22 protein-coding genes and 1 riboswitch are annotated in these 25,990 nt (G+C 42.5%); of the genes, 1 reads left to right on the top strand and 21 read right to left on the bottom strand.

Going from position 1 to position 25,990, the window contains the following annotated elements; all coding sequences use genetic code 11:
* Window positions 1-242 precede the first annotated feature (242 nt).
* The 3 genes from mqnC to metA all read right to left on the bottom strand — a co-directional run bounded on the left by mqnC (window position 243) and on the right by metA (window position 4,137).
* On the bottom strand, window positions 243-1,379 hold the full coding sequence (gene mqnC, locus PODO_RS08225) for a cyclic dehypoxanthinyl futalosine synthase (protein ID WP_036684474.1): 1,137 nt from the start codon (window positions 1,377-1,379) through the stop codon (window positions 243-245).
* A 628-nt stretch (window positions 1,380-2,007) separates the two neighbouring features.
* Window positions 2,008-3,180, bottom strand: coding sequence for a PLP-dependent transferase (locus PODO_RS08220; RefSeq protein WP_038569551.1), 1,173 nt, complete (start codon window positions 3,178-3,180; stop codon window positions 2,008-2,010).
* A 36-nt stretch (window positions 3,181-3,216) separates the two neighbouring features.
* The gene (gene metA / locus PODO_RS08215; protein ID WP_036684477.1) at window positions 3,217-4,137 is read right to left on the bottom strand and encodes a homoserine O-acetyltransferase MetA; all 921 of its coding nucleotides are present in this window, start codon (window positions 4,135-4,137) and stop codon (window positions 3,217-3,219) included.
* A 115-nt stretch (window positions 4,138-4,252) separates the two neighbouring features.
* A riboswitch (SAM riboswitch) is annotated at window positions 4,253-4,382 on the bottom strand.
* 397 nt (window positions 4,383-4,779) lie between these two features.
* Here metA and corA point away from each other — a divergent pair.
* Window positions 4,780-5,715: a magnesium/cobalt transporter CorA gene (corA, locus tag PODO_RS08210; protein WP_038569550.1), complete on the top strand. Its 936-nt coding sequence runs from the start codon at window positions 4,780-4,782 to the stop codon at window positions 5,713-5,715.
* A gap of 86 nt (window positions 5,716-5,801) precedes the next feature.
* On the opposite strand, the gene PODO_RS08205 is transcribed toward corA, so the two are convergent.
* The 18 genes from PODO_RS08205 to PODO_RS08120 all read right to left on the bottom strand — a co-directional run bounded on the left by PODO_RS08205 (window position 5,802) and on the right by PODO_RS08120 (window position 25,954).
* Window positions 5,802-6,818 carry an HRDC domain-containing protein gene (locus PODO_RS08205; RefSeq protein WP_036684572.1) on the bottom strand — a complete coding sequence of 339 codons (1,017 nt, stop codon included), beginning with the start codon at window positions 6,816-6,818 and terminating at the stop codon, window positions 5,802-5,804.
* 210 nt (window positions 6,819-7,028) lie between these two features.
* Entirely contained in the window at window positions 7,029-7,910 is an 882-nt protein-coding gene (locus PODO_RS08200; protein ID WP_051491338.1) for an ROK family protein, read from the bottom strand.
* Window positions 7,911-8,075: 165 nt separating this feature from the next.
* Window positions 8,076-10,802, bottom strand: coding sequence for a hypothetical protein (locus tag PODO_RS08195; protein WP_052096894.1), 2,727 nt, complete (start codon window positions 10,800-10,802; stop codon window positions 8,076-8,078).
* Window positions 10,803-10,815: 13 nt separating this feature from the next.
* Window positions 10,816-11,679, bottom strand: coding sequence for a copper amine oxidase N-terminal domain-containing protein (locus PODO_RS29930; RefSeq protein ID WP_052096890.1), 864 nt, complete (start codon window positions 11,677-11,679; stop codon window positions 10,816-10,818).
* Window positions 11,680-11,721: 42 nt separating this feature from the next.
* On the bottom strand, window positions 11,722-13,638 hold the full coding sequence (locus PODO_RS08185; protein WP_038569548.1) for an Mbeg1-like protein: 1,917 nt from the start codon (window positions 13,636-13,638) through the stop codon (window positions 11,722-11,724).
* Window positions 13,638-14,468, bottom strand: coding sequence for a hypothetical protein (locus tag PODO_RS08180; RefSeq protein ID WP_038569547.1), 831 nt, complete (start codon window positions 14,466-14,468; stop codon window positions 13,638-13,640). The genes PODO_RS08185 and PODO_RS08180 overlap by 1 nt, the downstream gene beginning before the upstream one ends.
* 40 nt (window positions 14,469-14,508) lie before the next feature.
* Window positions 14,509-15,648, bottom strand: a complete 1,140-nt coding sequence (locus PODO_RS08175) for a Tle-like phospholipase domain-containing protein (protein ID WP_038569545.1) — start codon at window positions 15,646-15,648, stop codon at window positions 14,509-14,511.
* A 95-nt stretch (window positions 15,649-15,743) separates the two neighbouring features.
* Window positions 15,744-16,043 carry a WXG100 family type VII secretion target gene (locus PODO_RS08170; RefSeq protein ID WP_038569544.1) on the bottom strand — a complete coding sequence of 100 codons (300 nt, stop codon included), beginning with the start codon at window positions 16,041-16,043 and terminating at the stop codon, window positions 15,744-15,746.
* Window positions 16,044-16,089: 46 nt separating this feature from the next.
* Window positions 16,090-16,437 (bottom strand): WXG100 family type VII secretion target, encoded by a 348-nt coding sequence (locus PODO_RS08165; protein WP_162164277.1) that lies wholly within the window; start codon window positions 16,435-16,437, stop codon window positions 16,090-16,092.
* Between the two features lie 16 nt (window positions 16,438-16,453).
* Entirely contained in the window at window positions 16,454-20,338 is a 3,885-nt protein-coding gene (essC, locus tag PODO_RS08160) for a type VII secretion protein EssC (RefSeq protein ID WP_052096888.1), read from the bottom strand.
* A 5-nt stretch (window positions 20,339-20,343) separates the two neighbouring features.
* Complete coding sequence (locus PODO_RS08155) at window positions 20,344-21,171, bottom strand: DUF5050 domain-containing protein (RefSeq protein WP_036684488.1); 828 nt, start codon at window positions 21,169-21,171, stop codon at window positions 20,344-20,346.
* 14 nt (window positions 21,172-21,185) lie between these two features.
* On the bottom strand, window positions 21,186-21,404 hold the full coding sequence (locus PODO_RS08150; protein ID WP_169744750.1) for an EsaB/YukD family protein: 219 nt from the start codon (window positions 21,402-21,404) through the stop codon (window positions 21,186-21,188).
* A gap of 29 nt (window positions 21,405-21,433) precedes the next feature.
* Window positions 21,434-21,931, bottom strand: a complete 498-nt coding sequence (locus tag PODO_RS08145) for a hypothetical protein (RefSeq protein WP_036684491.1) — start codon at window positions 21,929-21,931, stop codon at window positions 21,434-21,436.
* Between the two features lie 14 nt (window positions 21,932-21,945).
* On the bottom strand, window positions 21,946-22,428 hold the full coding sequence (locus PODO_RS08140) for a hypothetical protein (protein ID WP_036684493.1): 483 nt from the start codon (window positions 22,426-22,428) through the stop codon (window positions 21,946-21,948).
* Window positions 22,429-22,445: 17 nt separating this feature from the next.
* Window positions 22,446-22,640: a hypothetical protein gene (locus PODO_RS08135; protein WP_036684494.1), complete on the bottom strand. Its 195-nt coding sequence runs from the start codon at window positions 22,638-22,640 to the stop codon at window positions 22,446-22,448.
* Window positions 22,641-22,669: 29 nt separating this feature from the next.
* Complete coding sequence (locus PODO_RS08130) at window positions 22,670-23,551, bottom strand: hypothetical protein (protein ID WP_036684496.1); 882 nt, start codon at window positions 23,549-23,551, stop codon at window positions 22,670-22,672.
* The gene (locus PODO_RS08125; protein WP_036684498.1) at window positions 23,548-24,531 is read right to left on the bottom strand and encodes a 6TM ABC transporter family protein; all 984 of its coding nucleotides are present in this window, start codon (window positions 24,529-24,531) and stop codon (window positions 23,548-23,550) included. The genes PODO_RS08130 and PODO_RS08125 overlap by 4 nt, the downstream gene beginning before the upstream one ends.
* Window positions 24,509-25,954, bottom strand: a complete 1,446-nt coding sequence (locus PODO_RS08120) for an ATPase, T2SS/T4P/T4SS family (protein WP_212592205.1) — start codon at window positions 25,952-25,954, stop codon at window positions 24,509-24,511. Before PODO_RS08120 ends, PODO_RS08125 begins: the two co-directional genes overlap by 23 nt.
* Between the last annotated feature and the right edge of the window lie 36 nt (window positions 25,955-25,990).

Genomic DNA, 25,990 nt, shown 5'->3' with positions numbered 1-25,990 from the left:
ATATAAGGCTCTTTTCAAGGATACCGTCGCTGGGGTCGAACACCTGCTCAAAAGACGCTGAATTTACGAATTAGGTCCACTGGGTCCATACGCCTAACGGATGATATAACAAGCGAAGATTCAGATGTGTTCTGCAATGAGGCTTGCTAATGATCGTAATCCTAACCTTACAAAAAAACGCTTGATGCTCATTAGTCCACTGAAGGATTAACAAGCATCAAGCGTTGATTAATTAATATATATTAGTTCTGCATTACAAAATCATTATCAATCTTCGCATTAGGATCATCGAACACCCGCAAAATATCATAACGTGTATTCCGCTGCGCTGGAACTTTGCCTGCTTCGCGAATCAGCTGAGTAATCGACTCGATGTTTACCTTGTAAGTCGCACCCGCCGAAGATACTACGTTCTCTTCAATCATTGTGCTGCCGAAATCGTTGCAGCCATATTGCAGGGAGAGCTTGCCGACCTCTGGTCCCATAGTGACCCATGAAGATTGGAAGTTCTTAATATTATCCAGCACAAGGCGACTGATCGCCACCGTCTTCAGATACTCCTCAGGCGTTTGTCTGTCCAGCTTCAGGTTGGTATTGTCCGGCTGGAATGTCCATGAGATAAAGGCCAAGAAACCTTCAGAATCATATTTGTTGGCAATACACTCATCCTGAGCCTCACGCACACGTAGTAAGTGCAAAGCACGTTCCTCCATACTTTCCCCAAGCCCAATCACCATTGTCGCTGTGGTATTCATACCCACTTTATGTGCCGTCTGCATTACATCCATCCACTCGCGCCACGAGCCTTTTAGTCGGCTGATTTTGCGGCGTGTACGGTCATCAAGAATTTCTGCGCCTCCGCCTGGCAATGAATCCAGACCCGCAGCATGAATTTCACGAACCACTTGTTCCAGTGGTAATCCTGATACTTCTTTCATCTTCATAATCTCCGCAGGAGAGAAGGAGTGCATTGTAATCTCAGGGAACCGTTGCTTAATTCCGCGCAGTATATCTGTATAGTAGCTAAATGGAAGGTTAGGATTAGTTCCACCTTGCATAAGAATTTCTGTACCATTAACAGCAATTGTTTCAGCAATTTTTTGATAAATCGCCTCATCTGGCAGCACATAGCCTTCATCCGAGCCTGGTCTGCGGTAAAAAGCGCAAAAACGGCAGTACACATCACATACATTCGTATAGTTAATATTACGGCCAATTACAAAAGTGGCTAACGGGTCCGGGTGCCAGCGTTCCATAATAGTGTTTGCAGCAGCACCCATTTTCTCAATTTCGTTGCTCTCGAATAGTCGGATGGTATCTTCCAATTGGAGACGGTCGCCCCGCAGGGCTTTATCCAAAATAAGATCTATCGCACTCATCGTTCGCATCCTCCTTTTAAACCCTTAGGGATATGGTAGATTCACAAAATCACAAGAAAAAATAACGTTGTCGTCCTTTAGAGATAACAACCGTTTCTCGTAGTAACATAAGGATAAAGTATAGTATGTAACTTATACCTTATATTTTAATAAATGAACAGTTCATTTCCTCATCGTATCACAATCTGAACAGCTTGAAAAACTTTTTACTTTCTTAGCAAGATACCATCCAGCAGAAAGAGTCCTTACATTGCTACCTGCACCCGTTGAATCAAAATTCCCTGAGGCTGTCGGACACAGATGACGTTATTTGCAAGTTTTTAGCCTTTAGAGCATAGTTATGGACTCCAGTGATGCTATTCCATGAAAAGAGCCTCATGAAAGCTGTTTTTTAGCGCTATAGCTGCTGTGGAGGCCGTTAACATTCCAAATGTGTAATAATGCTGTATCTAAGGTCAGCTGTGTCCAATAGCAAAAAGTCCAAAAAGAAGAGCTATCCCAGCAGCCAATTCCCGGCTTATGAGACAGCTCTATTTCATCCTCAGTCTAACACCAGCTCTAAATCAACAGTGAGATAGATCCTCGATATTTCCCAGCAATTCGGTGCCGATCTGGGTTGTCGTTACTTTTACTTCGTTTCGATTTCCGCCCGCGCAGCCTCCAAAGCATGACCCAGATCAGCAATTAGATCCTCCGCATGTTCAATGCCCACCGAGAAGCGCAGCAACCGATCATCTACACCCACCGCATTCCGAATTTCCACAGGAATGTCCGCATGCGTCTGTACTGCAGGATAGGTCATTAACGATTCAACCCCGCCGAGGCTCTCAGCGAAGGCTATAAGCCGGATATGACGAAGCAGAGGTTCTACGTATCTGGCATCTTTTAATTTGAAAGAAAAAATTCCGGTATTGCCCGAGGACTGGCGATTCTGAATTTCATATCCCGGATGATCCGGCAGGCCTGGATGGAACACTTCCGCAATCGCCGGGTGCTCTTGTAGATAGCGGGCAATTGCTAGTGCATTACTCTCGTGCCGTTCCATACGCAGAGCCAGTGTCTTCATGCCTCTCATCAGCTGATAACTGTCTGTTGGCCCAAGCACAGCGCCAATAGAGTTATGTAGAATCGCTATTTCAGCGGATAATTCAGCCCCTTTAGATACAATAAGACCAGCAAGTACATCATTGTGTCCGCCCAAATATTTGGTAGCACTATGGACTACAATATCCGCACCTAATTCCAGAGGACGCTGGAAAAATGGAGTCAGCAGTGTATTGTCTACAATTGTGAGCAGCCCATGATGACGAGCCCAAGTAGCAACGGCTGCAATATCCGTAACCATCATCAAAGGATTCGTTGGCGTTTCAATAAATATCGCCTTTGTATTTGGAAGACGGGAAGCCTCAAGCGCATCCAAATCATTCGTATCTACATAGGAAGCAATGATTCCAAACTTGGACATAATTCGTTCCAACAAACGATAGGTCCCGCCGTAAAGATCCAGCGAAACGATCAAGTGATCGCCTTGCCCAAACAGGGTAAATATGGTTTGAATAGCCGCCATCCCAGAGCTACAGGCAAAACCTGCATCACCAGACTCCAATTCCGCAGCCGCATTCTCCAGTACGGAACGGGTCGGACTTTTGGTACGGCTATAATCGAAACCTGTGCTCTGCCCAAGCTTCGGGTGACGGAATGCCGTAGCATTATAGATAGGAAAATTAATGGCTCCGGTAGCCGGATCTTCTTGTGAACCTATTTGTGCCAGTCTGCTTTCAATCCTAAGTTTGTCGTCCATGATAAATGCCTCCTAAATTATAATGTAGCGCTGATCTTAATAAACAATCGGGTCGATATCGTAAGGTGTCTCTTGATATACATAGTAATTGAGCCAATTAGAGAATAATAAGTTGGCATGTGCACGCCACACTGCAGGAGGTGTCCGTTCTGGATCATCTTTAGGGAAATAGTGTTTCGGCAAGGCCATCTCCATGCCCCTCTCCAAATCACGATCATATTCCCATTTCAGGGATAGAGGATCGTACTCGGAATGTCCGGTCACAAATATTTGTTTGCCGTCGGTCGTAGCTACTAGATACATACCAGCTTCTTCGGATTCTGCCAGAATCTGCAGATCTGGATTGCTCTCAATATCTTCGCGGGAGACATCGGTATGACGGGAATGCGGTACATGGAATACCTCGTCAAAACCGCGCAGCAATTTAATGTTATTTTGATTAATCGTATGGGAGAATACACCAAAACATTTTTCAGGCAATGCCACTTTACGAACACCAAAATGATGATACAACCCTGCCTGTGCCGCCCAACAGATATGCATGGTCGAGGTCACATTATCCTTGCTCCATTCAAAAATCTCTTTTAGCTCTTCCCAATAGGATACTTCCTCAAACTCCATTTGCTCTACGGGTGCTCCTGTAACAATAAGGCCATCCAAACGGCGGTGGCTGATCTCGTCAAAAGTTTTGTAAAAGCTTCTCAAATGCTCAGCAGAAGTATTCTTAGAAGTATGTGAGCGTGGATGCAGCAAGGTAACATCAACTTGCAGCGGTGAATTTCCTATTAAACGCAGCAATTGAGTCTCCGTCGTTTCTTTAGTCGGCATGAGATTCAGAATAGCAATCCTTAGTGGACGGATATCCTGATGGAAAGCCAAACTTTCATCCATCACAAAAATATTTTCTCCGGATAGTACTTCTTTTGCTGGTAAACTGTCGGGAATTTTAATTGGCATTGTCTTTCCACTCCTTAACTGTATTTAGGTTATGTTGTCACATCGCGGCTTTCTGAACAATAAAAAGACCTTTCTCGGAAAACGAGAAAGGTCATATCTACAGTCATATGCGCCTCTCTCATCTGCCAGAAACTTTTGGACGGGGTTTAGTCGTCAGCAAAGTTCCGCAAGAATTAGCACCGTGCGTTCACACGCCGGTTGCCGGGTTTCATAGGGCTAGTCCCTCCACCTGCTCTTGATAAGATTTAGCTGTATTCAATTAAATTTCTTTAAAATTTACTTTAAATCATGAACCTCCTTTTCGTCAAGTCCATACAATGCTGAAGTAGCCTTAAAGTAACAATAAATTTGCTTGAAAGAGGCATACTCCGTTGTTATACTAGACAAGTATTTCATACCTGAACGAAAAGAAGAGGTGAGAAGAAGAATGGAAGGCGACCCGAGCTCGCAATTAAGTGTACAAAATGAGCAACCACACAGGATAATCATCAGCTTGCCGGCGGCGGGAGCAGTTCTTCTTCATGCCCTCGAATCGTCATTCGGCCTCTTGTATTGATTGTAACGCCGGCCAAGCTGATTTTTTTCTCTGTGCTTAATTAGCAGTCCCTGGTGAAGACCCGGGGATAGAAGGAGTGGAATCAGATGAAAATCCGGCTGGTGAATGCAGGGGTTTTTACACCTATTGATGAAATTGATGAAACATTGACACCCCCAACAGAAGGGTTCTATTGGATTGATGCAGATGTGGAGGATTTGGAGCTGCTTCAGCCCCTGTTCAACCTGCATGATCTCGCTGTTGAGGATTGCCTTAGTGAAGAGGATCAACGTCCAAAGATCGAAATATACGAAAGTCATTACTTTATTGTTGTAAACAGCATCCGCTTTGATGATGAGGAAATTTTCCTGCGGGCACTCAATATATTCTTGGGCAGACATTATATTATTACTGTAACGAAACAAAAGATCCACGAGCTGCGCATCCTGAAGCCCATGTTATGGGAGCAAGAGGTTAGCGAACCAGACCAATTCCTTTACCTGCTTATCGACCTTGTCGTAGATAATTATTTCTCCGTAGGTGACCGAATTGAAGCCCGGATTGAGAAGCTTGAAGAGGATATTCTAATGCATACCAAGAAATCTCATCTGAGTGAGATTATCGGTCTGCGAAGTGAGATCTTATGGTTAAAGAAGATGCTGGGACCACAGAAAGAGGTTATCAATACCCTGAACAAAAAAGACCTCCGTCTGATTGATGATCAGCTGCAGAAGTATTTTAGCGACATTTATGAAAATGCAGTTAAAATATCCGAAACCTTTGAGACGTACCGCGATCTCATGGGCAACTTACGTGAGGCCTACCAATCCAGTATCGCCAACCGCGCCAATGAAATTATGAGAGTATTTACCGCGATTACAACGATATTCATGCCTTTGACCGTAATTACCGGAATCTATGGGATGAACTTTGATCATATGCCTGAGTTGCATACGAAATACGGCTATTTTGCCGTTATAGGTCTAATGTTGACGTTAGGCTGTGGGATGCTGTATGTATTCCGCAAGAAAGAATGGCTATGAAAATAAACGGACGAATAGGCAAGACGAAGGCCCTTTAACCCTATGGTGTAAGGAAGCCTTCGTCTTTTTGATATGAGGAAAAGCTACTAGAAACTGGTCGCCACGCCCACTTTAGGAGCTTGCTCCCGCCGGAAACGAATGCGGATCAGCCGCAGACGTTCATAATAGCTATCCAGCCCTTCTGCTGCTGAAAAATCCTCCCCATACACCTTATGCAGCACTGGCTTTAGAAAAAGATCTCCTGCCTCTACATAGGCATTCCATATCGCTTCCTGTTCATTCTGCGGCATATTTTTCAGTTCTACCTCGATCAGTTTCTCCACGCAATAACCTTCTCTTTCCAGCTCCTCTACCGCTTCAATCAGTTCGCGACGGTTCACTCCACTGTTCACCTTAAGCTGTTCTAACCCTAACCCATTCTCGATCCCTTGCAGCAGAATTCGCCGTAATCGCAGTCTTTCTAGCTGTTTCTTATATTTGACCTCTTTCTGTTTATAGAGCCAGGATACAAAAGAGTCCTCCTCAATTTCTTGGTGAACCCAATTCAAAGGAAAGGAATGCTCCCTTGCAGCCGTAGAGGTTATAGCCAACCAATCCGTGCCATATTGGGCTACCTTTCCTTCCCCTACACCAGGGATCTGCAGCAGCTCCTCTGGTGTATGCGGCAAGAAAGTGCTTATCAAACGTAACAAACGATTGCTGGCAAGAATGTAAGGGGCTTTCCGTTCACTAGAAGCTCGGCTGCGGCGCCAAGCACATAACTCCTCATAAATAGCTTCGTTCCCATTATATTCACTGTAATATTGCAGCCTTAGCTGCTCCTGATTGCGCCCAGTAAGGCCGTCTTCTTCATGAAATACGCCATCAATCAACGGCCGATAGCCATCCCCCATCTTCACCGCCAGCTCATGCCTGTAAACACAGAGCATTTCATTCCAAGAACCACCCGCATACCACAAATGCTCCTGCGTCTCCTCACCGTCTGAAAAATCACGCCAGCCCAGGCTCCACACTCCTTCTTCCTCTCCAATCCATAGCTGAGCGAACACCTCTTGATCCACCCCAGATATTCTGGATAAGCGATTCATAAATACAATTTGCATATTCATCCCTGCCTTTCTAGTCTTCAGCAAGCACTATACCTACCGGGTCTGAGCTACTCTTCGCTGGTGTGAATCCCACACTGTCAGACTCGGAAAACGCAAAAAAGCACCACTCTCACGATAAACGTGAAAGAGGTGCTCCCTCATTAAATGCTATACTGTTAGATCCTACAATACCATATATTTCCTAACAGTCAATATCTTTTTATACTAGTTTCTTGCCAAAGCTAAGGTTGCCAGTCCAATCGCACCTGCAAGTCCTGCATTATCTCCAAGCTGCGGTGGCACAACGTAATTATCAATATCGGTATTGAGCGCTGGATGCTGAACATAACCTTTAAGCAGCTCCTGCAGCTTGGTACGGATTAGCGGGAACAAGTGGCTTTGCTTCATGACCCCACCGCCCATTACGATTTTTTCGGGAGACAGAATCAGCACGTAATTCATAAGTGCATGTGCAAGATAATGAGCTTCCATATCCCAAGCTGGATGGTCAACAGGTAGCTCGCCTGCTGGTTGTCCCCAGCGTTTGCCAATCCCCGGACCTGCGGCTAACCCTTCAAGGCAATCGCCATGATAAGGGCAGTAGCCCTCAAACGTGTCCTCTGGATGTCTGCGAACTAGAATATGTCCCATCTCAGGATGAGACAATCCATGCACCATCTGACCTCCAACAACTGCTCCCGCTCCAATACCTGTCCCAACCGTAATATAAAGGCAGCTGTCCAGACCTTTAGCCGCTCCCCATTTACTTTCCGCAAGCGCTGCACCATTCACATCCGTATCAAAACCGATCGGCACGTTAAATTGCTCAGCCATTGTGCCTACCAGATTATATTGTCCCCAGTGAGGTTTTGGTGTCGTTGTTATGTAACCATAAGTAGGGCTGTCCAGCACGGGATCAATCGGTCCAAACGATCCAATACCAAAAGCTTCTACATTCTTCCCATTAAAATAGTCGATTACGAGTCCCATCGTTTCTTCCGGTGTTGTTGTCGGAAAGCTAACTCGGTCCAGAATGGTACCGTCCTCATAACCAATCCCGCATACAAACTTCGTTCCGCCTGCTTCAATCGCTCCCAATAACTTCATAGCAACTATCTCCCTTCTCCAATAAGCAATAATCCGCCATCCAGTGTGAAAATAAAAAACAATATAAAAAAACAATCAACAGCCCTTATTATACGTTGGATGAAGCGCTATCACAATAATAAAACTCCCTTCATGCTATTTTGCATGAAGGGAGACTATTGTTGTTTAATTATTTAAGTCATCAAACATAGAGCCTTTTACCATAACCTCAATTTGATCCAGCGGCTTAATGCCGACAAGCTTGCCCAGTGATTTGTATGCGTTGGTACTCTTGGAGAGCTCCACATCTGCCAACCAAGCCTTAACATAGTACTTCCCATCTGGCATTTCAGCTGTAGTATAGACAGGAATATGGTCCTTATTAATCGTAATCGTCACCGTAGACTTTTCCGTGATCTTGTACATATTCTGATTCAAGCCCACATATTCACGGTATTTGAAATTGTCGAAGCTTCCCAGTGTACTAGACTGTGAGTAACCCTCTAATATATTCTTCCAGAATTCATGGGTGCCATTATCACTTTCTCTTTCTTGTGAATATGGGATCTCTTCCACATCTTTAGTAAAGCTGTTCTCCACCGTCAACAATTTCGCATCATTCACTCCGGTGTTATCCTCTACGGATAAAGCTGCTGGCTTTCTTGCAAAGTTATTCCCGTTTTTGCTCAGTGGTTCATTCCGCAGATTGACCGCAACTTTATCATTATTGATATACATAAGATCAGTTTCATATCGGAAAGAATTCGTAAGTTCCTCAACAAGATCCTTATGGTCCTTCGTGTCTTTATCCGTATCTTTAAACGTAACTGTCTCCAGTGTAAAGGTATACGTTCCAACAGGATTAAAATAATATCCGGATTTAATCGGATAATCATACCCTTGAAGTTGCTTATCCGTCGCAAACACGGCGGTATCATAATTAGATTTGTCGTTAAGCATTTTTTTAGCGGTAGCTCTGGCTTTCTTATAAGCTTGAGCCATGCTATTCTCTACCTTCCAACCGATGTCTCCGCTTGCCTGTTGTGTGAAGATTCGTTCGAATTGCCCCTTTACTTTCGTCCAATCCTGTAAGTTCTTATTCTCATCTTCATGAGCCATCCAGCGGATTACATTATAATTGTAAGGCTCACTTGTCCAGAGGAGCTTTCGAATCAAAGAATCCGCTTTATTCTTGTCTATTGAATTCTTGTACAGCTTAGGTGCTATTTGTTTGGCCCCGTTATAAATATAGGTCCGAATGGTTTTGACATCCTCACCTGGTGTAAACGGAGCTGAAGTGCTGCCGCTCTCCGTATACGTTTGACAAGATTCAACATCTTTACCTTGCCCGTTCTTAGTTGTGCTGCACACCTGATAATTACGAGTGAAATTTCTGCTCACAGTACCCTGGAAACTGATATTACCTGACTTTTGATTAGGTGTATACGGAGCCGGATTAATGTACCACTTACCGTTAACAGGATCATCACCAAAATCAGGACGCTGCAGACTAGCTATGATGTCAGGTTGCCTAACTATAGTACTGGCGGCATCGTTAACCAGCGGATTATTCTCCACACGGAAATAACGATAGATAGTATCCGAATTATTGATTACTTCCAAAGCGCCTGTAGCATTCCCACTCCAAGTAAAATCAGAATATTGCGGTTGTAGAACAGCCTTTATAGCAGCACCATCGGCTAACCCGAATTTCACTTTTTTCGATAACACATTATAATCCAGATCGAAGGAGCCTTTAGTTGTTGGCATCGAGTTGACCTTCTTAATCCATCCGTAAATCTCATTATTTCCGTAAAAGACTTCATTAGGTGACTTCAGCCTGTTCAGATTAAACTGGATGTATACGTCCTCATCAGGCATTGTAAATGTCGCGAAAAGAATATTGTCAGCCGTATTAGCCGCAAGCATAATTTCACCTGCTAACGTTGACGCATGACCATGGTATCTTACAGGGATTTCCTTTCCGTTACTCGTGATCTTCCAAGCGTAATCTGTTGTTTTCTGCGTGGCGAAGCTGGATCTGAGTCTGATTCCAACGGTTACCTCTTGTCCAGCTACCGCGCCGGTTGGCAAAGTTTCGAAATGAGGGGATAAATCATTTACCTGCAAAATAAACGGTGCGATAGGAATGCCTAAGTAAGTAATATTTCCATTGGAACCTTGGATGTAAATCCTCCCTGATCCCCAAGACAGATAGGTAGGCGGTTGCAGGACGTGGACATAATCTATCCATCGCCCTCCCTTAGACGGTGTAGTATTCTGAGTGTATACAACCCTATCTTTATACTCCTTGTCTTGATTGTTATAGATGAACCGTTCATATTTCTTTCCGGCATAGCTCAAGTTTAATCCAGTAAGAATCGCCTGCTCAAAAGTCCCGCCGGAATTCGCTAGATACTCAATATCCCGACCTACAAATGCATCAAAATCATTTTTTCTAATTTTGTAGCTTGATTTTACGCCAGAGTCCTTCCAAGGTTCCTTAATCATATTAAAATTCTGAATTTGAATCCCGCTCCATCCAGCATACCATGGAGCTCCCTCAGTTGAGACCGAGTCCCCATCAATCGAATACCCGGAAAAAGCAAACATATTGCTATGCTCAAGCCATTCATGATTTCCACCATAGACAATCTCAAAATTACTATTGTTAGATTTTATCTGGTTTTGTAACAAATCCTCTCTTAACTTTCCTTTATTAGTCTCCATTGTGTAATAATTAGATTTTTTATAGAGCTCCGCCATATCTTTATTGATCTTCTCGATAACAGCTGTCGCTGTTTTTGGAAGATTGTTAGAAGTATCATTCACTGACTCTTCAGAGAAAACTGAAGAAGCTATAGATTGGAATAAGAATATTGTCACTATACTAAGCCATATCGATTTTTTCATACCTTCACCTCTCCTACTTCGGCCATACTGCGATTCCTATATCCCCCATACCAGGAGAATCTACATCAATTTTATAATCTTTGCTTTGGAAGACTTTATAATCTAGCTCATCCATTCTTTTTGTTTTTGTTCTAACATACTTCATAATCGAATCTACGACATCGCCCTCAATGTTTTGTCTAAGAATATTCTCCGCTTCCTTCGCTTCCAGTGCAGGGTCAGAGCCTATATTAGTAAATGTAATTGTAATTTGAAAAAGATACTGACCTGCTTTCCGATCATCATTGTTGTATACTGTCAGCTGTGAATCGGTAATATAAGTCGACTCTAGATTAGCCCCCAGATGGGTATACGGGATTTCAAACCCATGAATCGTTACCGTCTTCGCTCCATTCGTTGATTCTCCCGTAGCAGGCTTATCAGAGGTAGCTATTTCACCTGAAGGAGTAGTGATGTAGACCGTCTTCACAGCATCATCCCATTTCACGTTTACACCGAGTCCTTCATATACAAATCGAAGTGGGACAAAAGTTCTTGACTGTTTGAACAATGCTGCCGTGTCCATTTGTTTTGTTTTTCCATTGAGCTCATAACTCTTTTTCCCGATATAGACACCCATTGTTTTGCCTTCAAGCGAGATTGTTGCCTTTTTGGCCTTACTGTCCCATAACACCTTAGCTCCAAGCGCTTCACTTATAAAACGCACGGGTAGCTGTACTCTTTGCTGCGCATCGATAAAAGGCTGGGCGTCTGGAAAAATAACTTTTTCTCCATTTACTACTACCCTCAATGGAAGACTTGCTGCAAAACCTGAGAATGTAGAAGTCATCAGGGATACCATTAGTAATAAAAGTAGAGAACTGATTAATTTTTTCATATAATTACTCCTCTCAATTTATCTTTCTATTTCCTGATATAATTAGTTAAGATGTATTGTGGTAGTACTTGCACGGGCAGCTGCAACAATTTTGGATTCAATCTCTCGATATTTTGTAACTGTGTATCTTAAACCTGCAGTTTTTCCGTTAATCGCTGTTGTTACACGATTTTTCTGTGTCCGGACTTCATTGCTTAAACGTTGAACTTCTCTTAATTGAGCTTGAACATAAGATTCACTGTAAGTCCTGCCCACGTTAGAACTGACTCCAGAAGCTATAGATAATATCCTCTCGACGGCTTCAGCAATGCTCTCTTCCTTACGCACCAGACTTTTCTGCAGACTCTCCAGTTTATCCATATTCGCCAAAATCTTGGCTCCTTGAATGACACTAGCAGATGCAACTGCAATCTTCGTTATGGTTTTCGTTACGGTCGATTTGACTTTGCTGATCGCTGAATCTTTAATCGTGCGTACGCCAGCGATAAATTCTTCCTTAGTTTTCTTAATTTTAGATTTTACACTTTGGAATATATCCCCCATTTTCTTCATTGCTTTGTCTTTTACACTAATCCAATATTCCTTCTGAGCTTCAATATACTGAATGGCATTCTCTACAAAACGATTAAAGCCCTCTTTTAATTTCGTCATAAAATCAGAGACTGCGTGCTTTACCTTTTGTGAAAACTCCTCAATTTTATCACCGATCAAATTAGTCACTCGGACAGCTTCTGTCACCATATTCGTTACAAATTCAACACTTTGATTATAAAAGGAGACCACTCTCTCCTTGATATCCTCCACCTTTTGCTCAATCCAGGGAATCACACTGTCAATTACAAAACCAATCACATAAAGCGCAACCAGAGCTTTTATAGTGACAACGAGCGCAGCTAACGCTGCAGTAATCGCCGCAGTAACAACTGCAACGGGCCCAACAGTCACCATTAAAAGCCCAACTACGGCTATTCCCGCAAACGCTAATGGTCGCAGATCTACTTCCCCATCCAATACTTTAAAAATCCCTTCAACCAATGCTTCCTTTAGTGGCCCCGGCACAATTTCTAAACCAACTGTAATATTATGCACAAGGTTAGGAACCAAAGCCCGAGTCTGTGACTCTGAACGTTGAAAAGACTCATTGTTCCCGTCGATCTTCAGTGAGAATAAGGAATGATGTGGCAGCACGGTATTCCTTTCAGATTCAGTATCAATGTAAATACCTGCTGATGGATTTTGAAATAAGGCCGGAACGATGTCATTTTTATTTCTGAACTCTTTAATTTTGTCATTCTCATTCAATTCATCTATAGTGGCCCTGTGTTTATCAAGCAAGATTCCATTAAATCCCGGTGCATTAAACGTTGATGCGGAAGTTAGTTGATTCCGTAAATTCTCAGGTAATATAAAAGAGGAATATAGGGCTAGATTACCTCCTAGCGAGTGCCCAGTCAGAAACAATTCATAACCCGCATCTATTTTGAAATTATCCATATATTCTTTAGCTTCCGCCTGTTGTAAAGATTCAAGGGCATATGCAGTTGTTCCGTTGTTTTTCCAGTCATTATGGTAAAGCGGGTTATCCATTGGTTCACTACCCCGGAACGCCGCTACCTTTGCCCCGTTCTTGGTATCTACTGTAAATGCAACAAAACCTGATTCCTCTTTTTTATTATGAGAGACGATATTGGAGATTTCCCAATTCTGATAATCAGATATATTCATCTGCTCTATGAGATCATTCCACTGCTTGTATTCTTTGACTCCGTTAAGATCGTCAGGAAAGCGTTCTTTTAATTGTTGCTGACCTGCGGGAGAAGCGTAGAAGTTGAGAACTTCGCCGAGAGTGATTTTTTTATATAATGCATATGTTTTTTCCAAATCCTTAATGTTGAGTATATCTAAATAAACAAGTTGTGAGATCTGCTTTAACTCTACCTCTGTAAGCGTATCGTCCATTACAATCCCCCTCTTTGTTCCATTCTTTTTATTCTGTCCTCTTTCCATATATCAAAGAATTCTCTAATCTTGTCTTGAGATTCTACAATCTTTCCATCAACTCCTAATTTGAATCCAGCCATTGTAACTATATTAATAATTCCTGTTTTTTGGGTTTCGTCACTAAAATATATGTCAACACTTTCCTCTGCCTTTTTGACCTCTTCTAATCGACCATAGGCCTCTGGAGTGAGGTATCCTATCCCTATCAGACTACTCACATATTTATTTTCTGCTAGTATTTTTGCAAAATCCATATATTTTCTCATTTCTGCCTCTTGGTCCATATCTCCATTACCATCAACATAGTTATCACTATTTAAATAGACTGAAATCACCAGCGTATTCGTTGGATATAACTTCAGAAATTGCTCGTAGGAAATCTTTGTATCGTTATGCTTGGGGTAAACCAACCCCGTTTCGTTGGCAACGATAATTTTACTGTCAGGCCAAATGCTAGCAGCGATTGCTTGAATCATTGGTTCGTCTTTTTTTGCTACCACCTGGTTTAAATAGTTGTCATACACCTTTTCCAAATCCTTCGTGATTTCCACCCGTACATTAATCGTGTCATCCTTCTTAGGATGCACAGTCGCCTTCAATGTATTGTTGTTCATCGTTCCCCAACCGCCGCCTATGCCATCAAGGATGAATTCCTCGCCATACTTTTCCTGCAAGGAGCTCAAAATTTTCTTTTCACTTTTCTCCTCTCTAGAGCCACATCCCATAAAGCTGAACATTGATAATATCAACATCAGAGTCAACACCTTCCTTGTATAAATCTTTTTCATGCTGGCTTCACTCCTTTTTGATGGCGATTCCAGTTAGTAATCAGAACTCAAAATCCAGCTTCAATTCTGGAAATTTGAGCATTTGATTCATGGTTGTTTCAACCACCTTATCGAGATGTAATGTCATTTGGTTCGTTAGTTTCTCCATACGTTCCATGAGGGCATTTGTCAGTTTATTCAACCATTCCTCTACATGGTCCATCAGCTTATCCCCTACCGGACTGCAAATCAGCAGGATGGATAAGACAGCTTGCGTGATTTCATTAAGCTCTTCTGCTATTCCCGCTGCCTCTAGCATGGATGCTTCAGATAGTTGTTCAAATTTCGCACGGATGTCATCGAATAAGAAGGATTCCGGAATATTATTCATTTCGGTTCTCCACTCGCTGAACTTCGCATCCAACATTCGTTCATATTTGTGGGCAATTTCAATCAGTGCACCTCGCACTTTTCCTACATCCAACTGATCTATTAAGGTAAATATCACGTAACCCAAATGATCCGATGCAGATTCTGTTAGTCCGACGGTATCCCCAAATCCACTCATAACAGCATCAAAAACAGGCGTATGCTCTTCCGTTAGGATATTAATCTTGGATAGCAAAGCATAGGCATTCCCTTTTTCACCTATAATCACGCTCCCCTCAGAGTCAAAGGTATAGCGCTGCCAAAGCGAATCAGGAATTAGAAATTCCGTTTCTTCTATACCCGATTTAGCAAATACAATCTCTTCGTTGTGTTTGCCTAACGCGGATACAAGACTGTTATAAGCCACAATATTTTTAACCTGAAGCTTTCCCCTTTGCTCCGCAGTCAGAATGTTTGCTATACCTGGTGCGTCGAATACCACACCACCAATCCCCTCATTAACCGCTGCTGCATAAAGAGCTAAGGCACCGCCCATGGAATAACCAGTAACCTGGCAATCCTTCTCCCCTTTGTTTTTTAATAAAAATCTTGATGCTTCCTCCGGCATGCTGCTCTGACCGCTTAACAGAGACTGCAGATCCGCAAGCCAATCTTTTCCTTTATATGTAAAGATAATTAATCTATCATCATGCTCATCTCTATAGGCATAGGCTGCTGCACCAGCAAAAGCCAGACTATCCGTCAGTTCGAGACCGTCTGCTGCTTCTACAACTGATGCCAGTGTTATGTATTGTTGTTCGGTCAGCTTCACTTACAGATCCCCCCAAATAAATTCACTTCATACTTACTTAAAATCATACTAACAAGGCAGATAGCTCAAAATCTGCCTTGTTATGTATGCCAGCATTATTTTCCACGCAGTTTACTTGCCATTTCTTGCTCGGCTTCTTGCTTGATGTTAGCAATTTGCGTTAGGTTCTTACTGATGTTCTCTACACAGAGAACCATTTCCTTAAAACTAGGCATAAGTCCATCGAATTGTTGTATAAAAGCAGTTTGTGATTCTCCTTGCCACCAACCGCTAACAGCATGAATTTCAGATTGCAATTGTTTGATAAGAGTATCTGCATTGTTTGCTTTGGTTTTAATAGACTTAGCTACACCTAGTGCCTGATCCGGATTAAATGTAAGATTGTTTCCCGCCACATTATTCACCTCCTTTCAAAGCATTTCTATCTCAACACCCCTGTCATTACTTCTGGCTTTGCTTTTGCTTTTCTAATTGCTTTTGTTTCAGTGCCTCTTGCGCCGCTTTCTCTGCTAGTCTTCGCTTTTCTTCTCTTTCCTGTTCAGCACGGATCACTTCTGAAGCCACTCTTTGGACCCCACTTTCGAGCCTATCCAGCATTGTAAGCAGGGTCTTCATTTCGCTATCCAGCTCGTTGTATTCACTTTGAAATGCTTTAGAAGCCGTACCGGTCCAATAGCTGGCCGATTGTGTATAATCACTTTGCAGTTTTTTTGAAGTACTGTTCACTTCATTGATTAGACTATGGATTTGTGAAGCGTTTCCCCTGATTTCTGATGGACTAACTGACACTAGCTGCACCTCCATCCTAAACTCCTACTCCCGCATTAACTCGATTCTCCTTACTCCATACGGCACATCTTAATCCGGTATATTTATTCTTTACAATGAGATAGCCATCACCTTGCTCCCCATCTTTCTCCTGGATTCCGTAAGGTAAGGACACATTGTAAAGATTTTGTTCTTTCATTCTACCTAGCAGGATCCCGGTCTGTTCCTCTCGGATAGTCTTGCCCAAGGAATCCCAATTAGAGGTAAGATCATTTGTGTTATCTGCCGCTAGAACAGCTACCTTCATGCCGCGTTCTTGCTTCACAATTCGTTCAATCAGCTCATGCAGCATATACTTGTCTCCGCTCGTAAATTCACTTAGACGATCAATAACGAAGATTATCTGCTTCCACTGTTTCATCAGAGCGCCAACGTCACCACCGGACATTCTGCATGAGAGAAGCTCACTGCGTCTAGTTTCCAATTGTTCTTTGATCCCATCAATGAAATTGTCCAAATCATCCACGTTCGATAAATCCGTTACGTAAGACTGTTGTATCAGTTCATAAATGCCCATAGCAGATGAATCCAGCGCATATACCTCTAGATCCTGCTTTTCGCTCAGCAGCTTCATCCACGATACAAGTAAAGTGCTCTTTCCTGACATAGCCTCTCCAGCTATCATCAGCACTGGTGTTGCAAGAAGGTCTATAAACACAGGCTGTAAATCATTGTTGCCCAAGCCTATTGCCAGTTGCTCTGTATTATTATTGAGCTGCCGCAGATCAATCGTAGAAGGCATCACCGGAATTGGTGCGGCTCCAGTTAGATTCAAAGCCTCCATTCTCTTCAAGATGAGCTCGGTAGCGGTATGTTGATATTCAGGAAGCGAAGTCTGAAATTCCAAAGGCGGCTTGCCTCTTACCAATCCTCTGCCTGCAACCTTAGCGGGTTCCAAGCCTTCCGTTCGTCCTACAATACCATCATATTCACTCTTCTCAGTCATCTGGAAGCTGATCGCCATTTTGAAGTTAACCGAAAATTTATATCTGACCAAAGCACTATTGGTTGCTGTAGCGACCATATAAATACCGTATTTAAAACCTTCACGAGCCAGCAGCACCATTTGAGCGTCAAAATCTTCGTAGGTCTCCGATAAAGCAAAGTAGTTGTCGATTATGACTATAAATGCGGGCAGTTTTCGTCCACTTCTACGGTAATCATTGAACCCTTCACTTCCATTATTTTGAAACAGCGTTCTTCGATCCTCCATAACCCTGAACATAAAGCGCATAAATTGGTCAATTTTATCTTCTTGCTCCAGTGTCATTACCCCACCGACATGAGGGAGTTTCTCCATAGCTTTGAGTGAGCTTCCGCCAAAATCCATAATATAGATATTGACGTCATCCGGCGGATACATTAGAGCCAGCGATAAACATAACGTTTTGAGGAACACGGTTTTACCTGTACCCGGCGTTCCATAGACAAACAGATTCCCCTCAGATGCAAAATCTATCTCCAGCGCTTCCTGTCTCTGTCCTCTTGGATCATCCATGATCCCCACTGGCACACTGAGCAGTTTCTGCTGCTGCGGCCATCTACCATCTGCTAAGCTATTCGGCAGCAATAAATCGAGGTAGACTACTTCAGGCAGTGGCGGTAGCCAAGGCCCTTTCATTGGAGAAATCCCATATTGCTTGGCGGTTTCTGTAATGTATTCAACCATGGCATGCAGTTGGGAAGCAGACTCATTTGGGGAGAATTTCTCTTCCTCAAGCGGAAAGATCTGCTCGCTTCTACCATTCAGAGCTACCTTATAGATTCGTTTGGTCTTGTTCTCCTGTTTCTGCAGTTCGCCTTTCGGATCATAATCAGCACCAGAATACGCAGATTGGAACAACTCAAAGATCTCATCATTTCCGACCTGTATATACGCCCTTCCCGGTTCCTTAATCATGGCCGCATCAGGACGTTTAATAACATCCCGACTGTCAGCCTCATCCTGCACTTTAAGACATATTTTAAATTTCGAGTTACTCCATATCTGGTCATCCACTACGCCGGCAGGCTTCTGGGTGGCAAGGATCAAATGGACGCCAAGGCTTCGACCTACCCGGGCCGTACTTACAAGCTCTTTCATGAAATCCGGTTGATCCTGCTTAAGCTCCGCGAACTCATCCGCAATCATAATCAGATGGGGAATGGCTGGCATGTCACCTTTTACATTTTTGCTATAAAATAATTTCTGGTATTTATCAATATTGTTCACGCCATATTCCGAGAAGACACGTTGCCGCCGCATGAGCTCACTTTTGATAGATAGCAGCGCTCTCGTCGTTTGATTCCCATCCAAATTCGTAATGGTACCGACCAGATGAGGCATTCCCTTGAATACATCTGCCATGCCGCCCCCTTTATAATCAATAAGAACAAAAGCAATATCATGCGGATGGTAATGAATGGCTTGGGATACGATGATACTTTGTAATAATTCACTTTTGCCAGAACCTGTTGTCCCGGCTACAAGACCATGGGGCCCGAACCCCGTCTCATGCATGTCTAAATATAAAGCTTCTCCACCAGCCCTCACCCCTATAGGTACACTCATGCCCATATAGGTTTTGTTGCGGGTCCAGTTCAACATTACATTTACTTCAGATACCTTTTCGTTCTGTAGCATTTCCATCAGTGTGATGGAGGATGGAAGTGAGAAATTAGCACTTGAATTTTTGATTCGTAGCGGTGCGAGCTTTCTGGCGACTAGATCTAAATCTTTTATATCTGCCTGATCCGGAGTAAATACGATCTTCTCCCCGGTTAATCGATTGGCCATTTCACCGTTTTTTCCGTTTAAATGAATAACCGTTTTACAGTTCATGGGCAAATAAGCGGAATTCTTGGCGATAAAAAGGGTTGATACTCCAAGCTTTACACTGCCGTTGTACAAATATTTACTGATTAGCTCATTCTCAAGTAAGGAAGCGTCCTCTACAATAAAGAGATAATGGGGCAATACACCACCGCTCAAAGACCTCATCTCCCGCTCCTTCAAAGAGCCATAAATCTCGGACAAGGTCTGATGGGCAATGGCTTTACCACATAAAAGAAATCTGATATTAAAACCGTCATCCCATAGGTGGGGTACAAATTTCAGCCAATCCCATTTCTCCAATTCATCCTCTGCGGCAAGAACAATAACCCTGACATCGTCATAACCATGATGAGTCACAAGCTGTAGCAGCATCAGTTTTATTAGCACAGCTGTTTTATCGCTTTCACCGGCAATCCCGCATATTTCGGTAGTCAACAGATTAACCGTTATAGGAACGTTCGGGACCTTCTCAAATTCCATGGCCAATCTCTGCGGCTCCATCAGCAGCGGGTCTGTTTCAAGGATGATCGCCTGTTTGGTGTATTTGATGTGCAGTTCCAGGGGTACACTTCCCACCCCGATCCGCAGAGCCAGAAAATCATTATGTGAAGGCGTTTTTTCCCATAGCTTGTTATCCCTGCGCGAGATTCGTTGCACACATTCCGCAGGATCCGGGCTCATTTCATTCATGGCTTTCACCTGTTGTTCGCGAGCTATCGACAAATCGCTGCGGACATCGGTTATAAATTGAAGATATTTTTCTTCCCGTTCCTTCTTCTTTAGCTTATATTTCCGAATCTGAGAAGTTGCTCCTGTCAATGAGCCAATCAGTGTCATTACTGTGGTCGCAACTGAGATCAGTAAATAGATGGACTGTGAAGTCATTGCGATTAATACGGTAATAATCAACATTACGATAGGTGGAAGCAATATTCCGAACCAAGAGATCTCTGGTTTCTCGTTAATCATAGGTGGATTAGGAACATCAATTTCTCCCCGGGGCATATCCGGTAGAAAACGGGGCTGACGACTGAATTCATAGCTCATTAGATCTACCTTCCTATAAAGGTTATTGTCTCCGCCTCTCCACCAAATAGAGAGATTCGATGCCATTCACGACCACTGCAAAAATAAAGATCATTGTCCAGAACATGTAAATAGTCCGCGCTTTCCCCAGATATTCGAATACTCCCTCCATGCAATGGATCTACGCGATATATACTGTTGTCATTTAATCGGTTAGCACAATAAATATATTTGTCATCCGTGCTTATACTAAGGGCAACTATATTGTCTACCATAGTTACCGTATGACGCTCCACATCAAGTAGCGTCAAGCGATGTCCATTCTCGGCATCTGAAAAACACAGCTTATTTCCTATCCGAATCAGTAAACTTGTAACCAATTCACTAATCTTTTCACTTGCCTCACCGGATTCTGTGCTCCTCTTAATCCCATTTGGTGTAGCATAGTAGATTTGTCCTTCGTACAAGAGAAAACTCTCCACATGCTCATCAATCAGCCTCATATCACGTTTACCACTAGTAGAACAGCGATATAATCGATGGTCCTCCTCGTGAATATAGTAGATCCAATCTTCATGTCGCTGAAGCTGATAACAAGGTTTGTCTAACAATACTTCTGAATGTTGCTTTACAATATCAAGCTTACAGAGCACATTTCCCTTTAACTGATCACTGTAATAAAGGAAATTGCCAGCCTCATTCATGAACCAGAACAAACCCTCATAATGAATAGGCACAGCTTGATCATTCGCTCTGTCCAAAGAATAGGTTCCTGAATAGTTTTTAATATCCGTAATAAAAAGAGATTCATCAGCCTTTAGGATTAATCCGCCACTTTGCAGGTTGCCATTCATTTCATTGCCCCTTCTCAGATAAGTGTGAGCAGTGCGCCTTGGGCTACACCTTCTTGATCCAAGGTTTTACTATTACTTAATATTCTGCCTAATGGCTCAGCCTGAAGCTTAGCCCCGCTTCTCTCCTTTAAGCTCAAGGACTCCGTTAACATGTCTAACAGTTCTTCTATAGTCACAAACACCGGGACTTTTAGGTCCATTCTTAGACCTGTATCCGTTTGAAAAGTAACCATGATATAGTCCATTCTGATTATTCCTTTCATCAATTCTTAACGGAGAGAATATATTTCCTCTCGCTAATTAACTGATAATCTACTTCTTTGTCTGCTTCTTCAGCGAGCTTTAAGTATCTGGTTTTAAATTTGTATGTTGCCTGTGCTTTCACATTAACTTCTGATACCCATTGGCTGGTTTGGGTGTTCTCTATGTTAGAAAAATCTAAATTTACCGTAAAATCATTGTATCTATCATCATTGGAGGTAAATGTAAGCACGTTGCCATTATCGGTCTGTTCCGATACATTTAGAGCACTTTCGAACGCATCTGAAAAGTATTCTTTGAACCTCTCCTCGTTAATCACCGCATCCAGTCCACGTAGCAGTTCATACTCTAAACTCCGATCCTTGGCTGCCCGGCAAGCATTAGAGATCGCAGTGCTCAGCACTACCTTCTCTCTAAATACAATGCCCATCTCCACCAAAGGCTCCACAACAATTGACACTAGAATAATCAACAATACTCCTACTGCAATATTTTTCACACAAAGTCATCCTATCAATCTATATAGTAGTCCAGATCCTTATAATGTTTCAGGCCTGTCGTTGACATGGAGAAGTGGACCGGAATTTCACGCTCCAGCTTCTTTCCCCATAAAGTGATAGAGAAAGGATATACAGCTTTAATCTCAACCGTAAGCGGTTCGCCTCTTTGCCGATAAGGTTTATTCCATTCGTTCCCTTCATCGTAATATGAGGTTTCATCATCATTTCCAATCGCATTATCATGATCTGCATTAGTGACCGTAATGACAATATCATCGGCTTTATCTCGGTAAATAGGGCGCTCCTGTAATCTCTCCATAACATCCTCATAATACGATTCCTTCAAGTAGTTATCACCAGCTACAATCTGCGAAACACTATACGTCTCTGTGACCAGCGTTAAATACCATGGGAAAAAGAAAGCCAAATTTACAAACAGCAAAATCGTAACCGAGGTCAGAATGGTAAGTAATACTGCCTTTGCTATCCCTTGCATTGTGTTTTCACCCCAAATTAGCTAACCATCTTTCCAATCAAATCATCGAATAAGAATTCCCAAACATCATCGACCCATCCTGTCAGTACTCCACCCTTTAGATAGGTCACTACCACTCCAATTAAAATAATAACGCCAACCGTGATGGCAATTTGCTTGATCCCTACTTCTCCTTTTTCCTCCACTAGCAATTCCTTAAGATCTGTCTTCATTCGTTTATCCCCCTATAAATAAATTTGGCTTATTGAAACATCTTCATTGAACTCAGAATGGTAAACAAATAGTACATAACGATATAAATAGCCAACACTATAATAAGTAGAAACTGGATCCTTGCGCTGCTGCGCTGCCTACTCTCCAGCTCTTCTTCCAAAGCCCTGATTCTGAAGCCATCTAATTCATTCTTGAGATATGCCATCTGAGACACATTATCGTATCCTTTAAGCCTCGTCTCCATAATGTCGCAGAACTTGATCACGTAATGCATCGGAATCCGTTTCTTCAGCTGCTTAAAAGCGAATTCTTCTCCGTAATCAATATTATCCAGCATCACACCGAGCTCCTCGGCTATATCAGGATTTGCACTAGGAATGTAATCCTTAAGCACATCTGAGAAATGAATGTTAACCGACTTTATATACTGGTAATAGACCATACTATAAAAGGCTGGGAAATCCAGGGATATATTTTTGTTCTTCTTATCGATAATCTTCTCCAACTCGACCACCGGATAGAGCCAGCCCAGCATGATGAAGATGGCAGAGATACAGCCAAGCAGGATGTTCACCTTCCATAGCAACAACATAATCACAATAGCACTTAGCGTGTACATGAATTGCTCGGTCCGTATTTCCTCTGGAGTCTTTTGTAGATCAAGTCGGTCAATGATTTTCTTGAATCTTAATCTTTCAGCACTTCCCAATAACCCTTTAACATATTTCATTGCAATTCTTCGTTTATATTGGTTGAACTTCTCTTTTAGCGCCGCATTTTTACGCTGCTTGATATATTGACGTGCACGTTTTTTCTGTTTTCTGCTCACAGGCTTGAAGAAGGGGTATAACAATATCTTGATCAAATAAAGGATGGAGAGCATGGCTATCAGCTTAACTAGGAATATCATTTGCGCTCACCACCCATGCCGACGTTCCCTTGGAGTACCTGACTGCGTGCAAAGCTTAAACAAATGACACTAATCAATATCGTGTTGATCAATTTCCCAACATTGCTTTCAAGCATAAATTCTCTAAAATCCTTTACAGTTAATGCGTACAAGAAAAAAAGCACAATGATTCCGGTTTTAAACATAAAATCTCGATTCATCTTTCTAAAAATCCGTTCCTTTTTAGAGTTAATCTCGCGCAGCACGGCATTTTCATCTACAATATCGAGGAAAATGTCTGCCATACCTTTTCTTTCGTTATATTCGAAGACCACTGCTTTTTTTGTGAAATTATCAAATTTGGGACCAAGCTGTCTATTTAATAGCGTAATAGCTTGCTTAAAGGAATAGCCGTTGTTGTCGCAATTATCTATAAATTGCTGAAAATATGGCCTAAGATTAGGACTGATATATTCATCGCTCTCCATCACCTTTTTAATGGCTACTAGTACACCTTCACGGGCTAACGGACAAATCACATCTTCGGCATCCATTATATTTTCAAGCCGTTCTGCTTGGATGGCTCTAGACTGCATCACGAAAAAAGTAAACAATCCTACAAAAATTGAAATCGTAATCACAAGCGAAAGCGTAACGCTTTTCATAAGCAGAACCACTAGCAGAGCTATAATCGCAAAGCAAATGCACAGCATTGAGGTAAAGCTCTCCAGCGTAAACGGCATATTAAAGTCTAAAATCAAACCCTCTACCATTCGATTGTATTTCGCATAAATATTTTCCTTCTGCCTGACGATTCGCTCCTTCTTGATCCGGTCAACATAACGCTTCGTGTTATACTTGCCTAGGTACTCTGCGAGGGTATCCATAACGTCGAGAACATATCTTACAGAACCCTGAAAAAACTTGACCTCAAAGATGGCGTTAAATAGTACAAATGCAGCCATACCAAGAAGTAGACTAATGATTAAAGTTGTATTCATCGAATTCGTACACCTCTGTTTCGCCCTCCAACGGATCCTTGGTAAAGAACTCAAACCTGCTTTTCTTAATTCCGGCCTTGAGCATTAGCTGCTGTACATTCTCCGAGATCTTTCCTACACGTAAATGTCTGCCAACAATTTTGATCATCTTCTTGCCTTCAATCATCTCTTCAATAACATCATCACAATCAAATCTATAGATTTGATTAATCAGTGGATTCAAGCCATCTGAGCCCAAAATCTCTGAAATTGAAGTCACTTTACGAGTACCATCTGCCAGTTTCTCTTGAAAGATTACAAATTTCACAGCACTGCAGATATTTCGTAGAGCAAGTTCCGCTGGCTCATTAGAGGCCATTAGATAGGCCGTTAGAAATCTAAAGATCGCTTCCTTATCCCCCTCTGCATGAAGGGTGGAAAAGAAATAGTGTCCCGTCTGTGCTGCTCGAAGCGCTGTGGCGAATTCACCGGGTGTTCGAAGCTCCCCTGGTCCAATCCAGTGAGGTGACTGTCTCATCGCATTAATAAGCAAATTTTCCATAGTCGCTGGGCTTGAGTCATCATCATCAGGGACCGACTCGTATTGCAACACATCATTCAGCACTCTACCGTGTTCGCTGTTATCTTCTCTTTGAATCAATCTCATCTCCGAAGGATTTTCAATGGTAATAATCCTTGATAGAGGATTGATCTCCTTCACAAGAATTTCATTTAGCGTTGTCTTTCCGCTTCCTGTCGGTCCCACTGTAATCCAAGATAAGTCTGATTTCGGGATCAAAGACAATAATTTATACATATTTGAGGAGAAGGATTTATTCTCAATGAGCATTTTTGGAACAATACTCTTCTTGCTGAACTTTCGGATCACAAACGCCGGTTGATCATACGGTGAGATCTCAGCATGAGTGGCATTCACACGATATCCCTCAATCGTTCTGGCATTTACCATGGGTATCTTTGGAATCAGCCGAACCTTGGAGATACCTATAAGCTTGGCGATAATCCGTTCCATATGATCACGATCTGTAAAATTTTGATCCCACTGCAGGCTTCTTCCGCCGCTTTCCACAAAGATTTGATCAGGCCCGTTGGCTCTGATTTCATCTATACTAGGGTCCTCCATAGCCTTGGTAATGGGACCATAGTGAGTGATTTCATTGGTGAGTGCGTTTTTCAACTCTGCTAGATCATAAAATCCCTCGACAGAAGGTTTCTGCGCGTCTACAAATTCATTTATGTATGCCTTAGTCATTTCGCGTTTTCGAGCAGGGTCGTTTTCTCGCCTATAGGCATGTGTCGTTATTTTCGTAATATATTTTTGGCATAACTCCAAAGCCTCATCAAAGCTTATGGTCGTATATTTACTAGCCAGATCCTCCATGTTCTCCTTCGGCCCTACCTGATGCAGTACTTTTTGCTGCATATCGCTAATTTTCGCACGTGTCAGCAAGTCGCTCTC

Origin of the sequence: Paenibacillus odorifer (assembly GCF_000758725.1) — a bacterium.
In the GTDB taxonomy this organism is placed as follows: domain Bacteria; phylum Bacillota; class Bacilli; order Paenibacillales; family Paenibacillaceae; genus Paenibacillus_AQ; species Paenibacillus_AQ odorifer.
The sequence above is the reverse complement of the archived record's forward strand: the minus strand, read 5'-3'. Positions and strand labels throughout refer to the sequence as shown.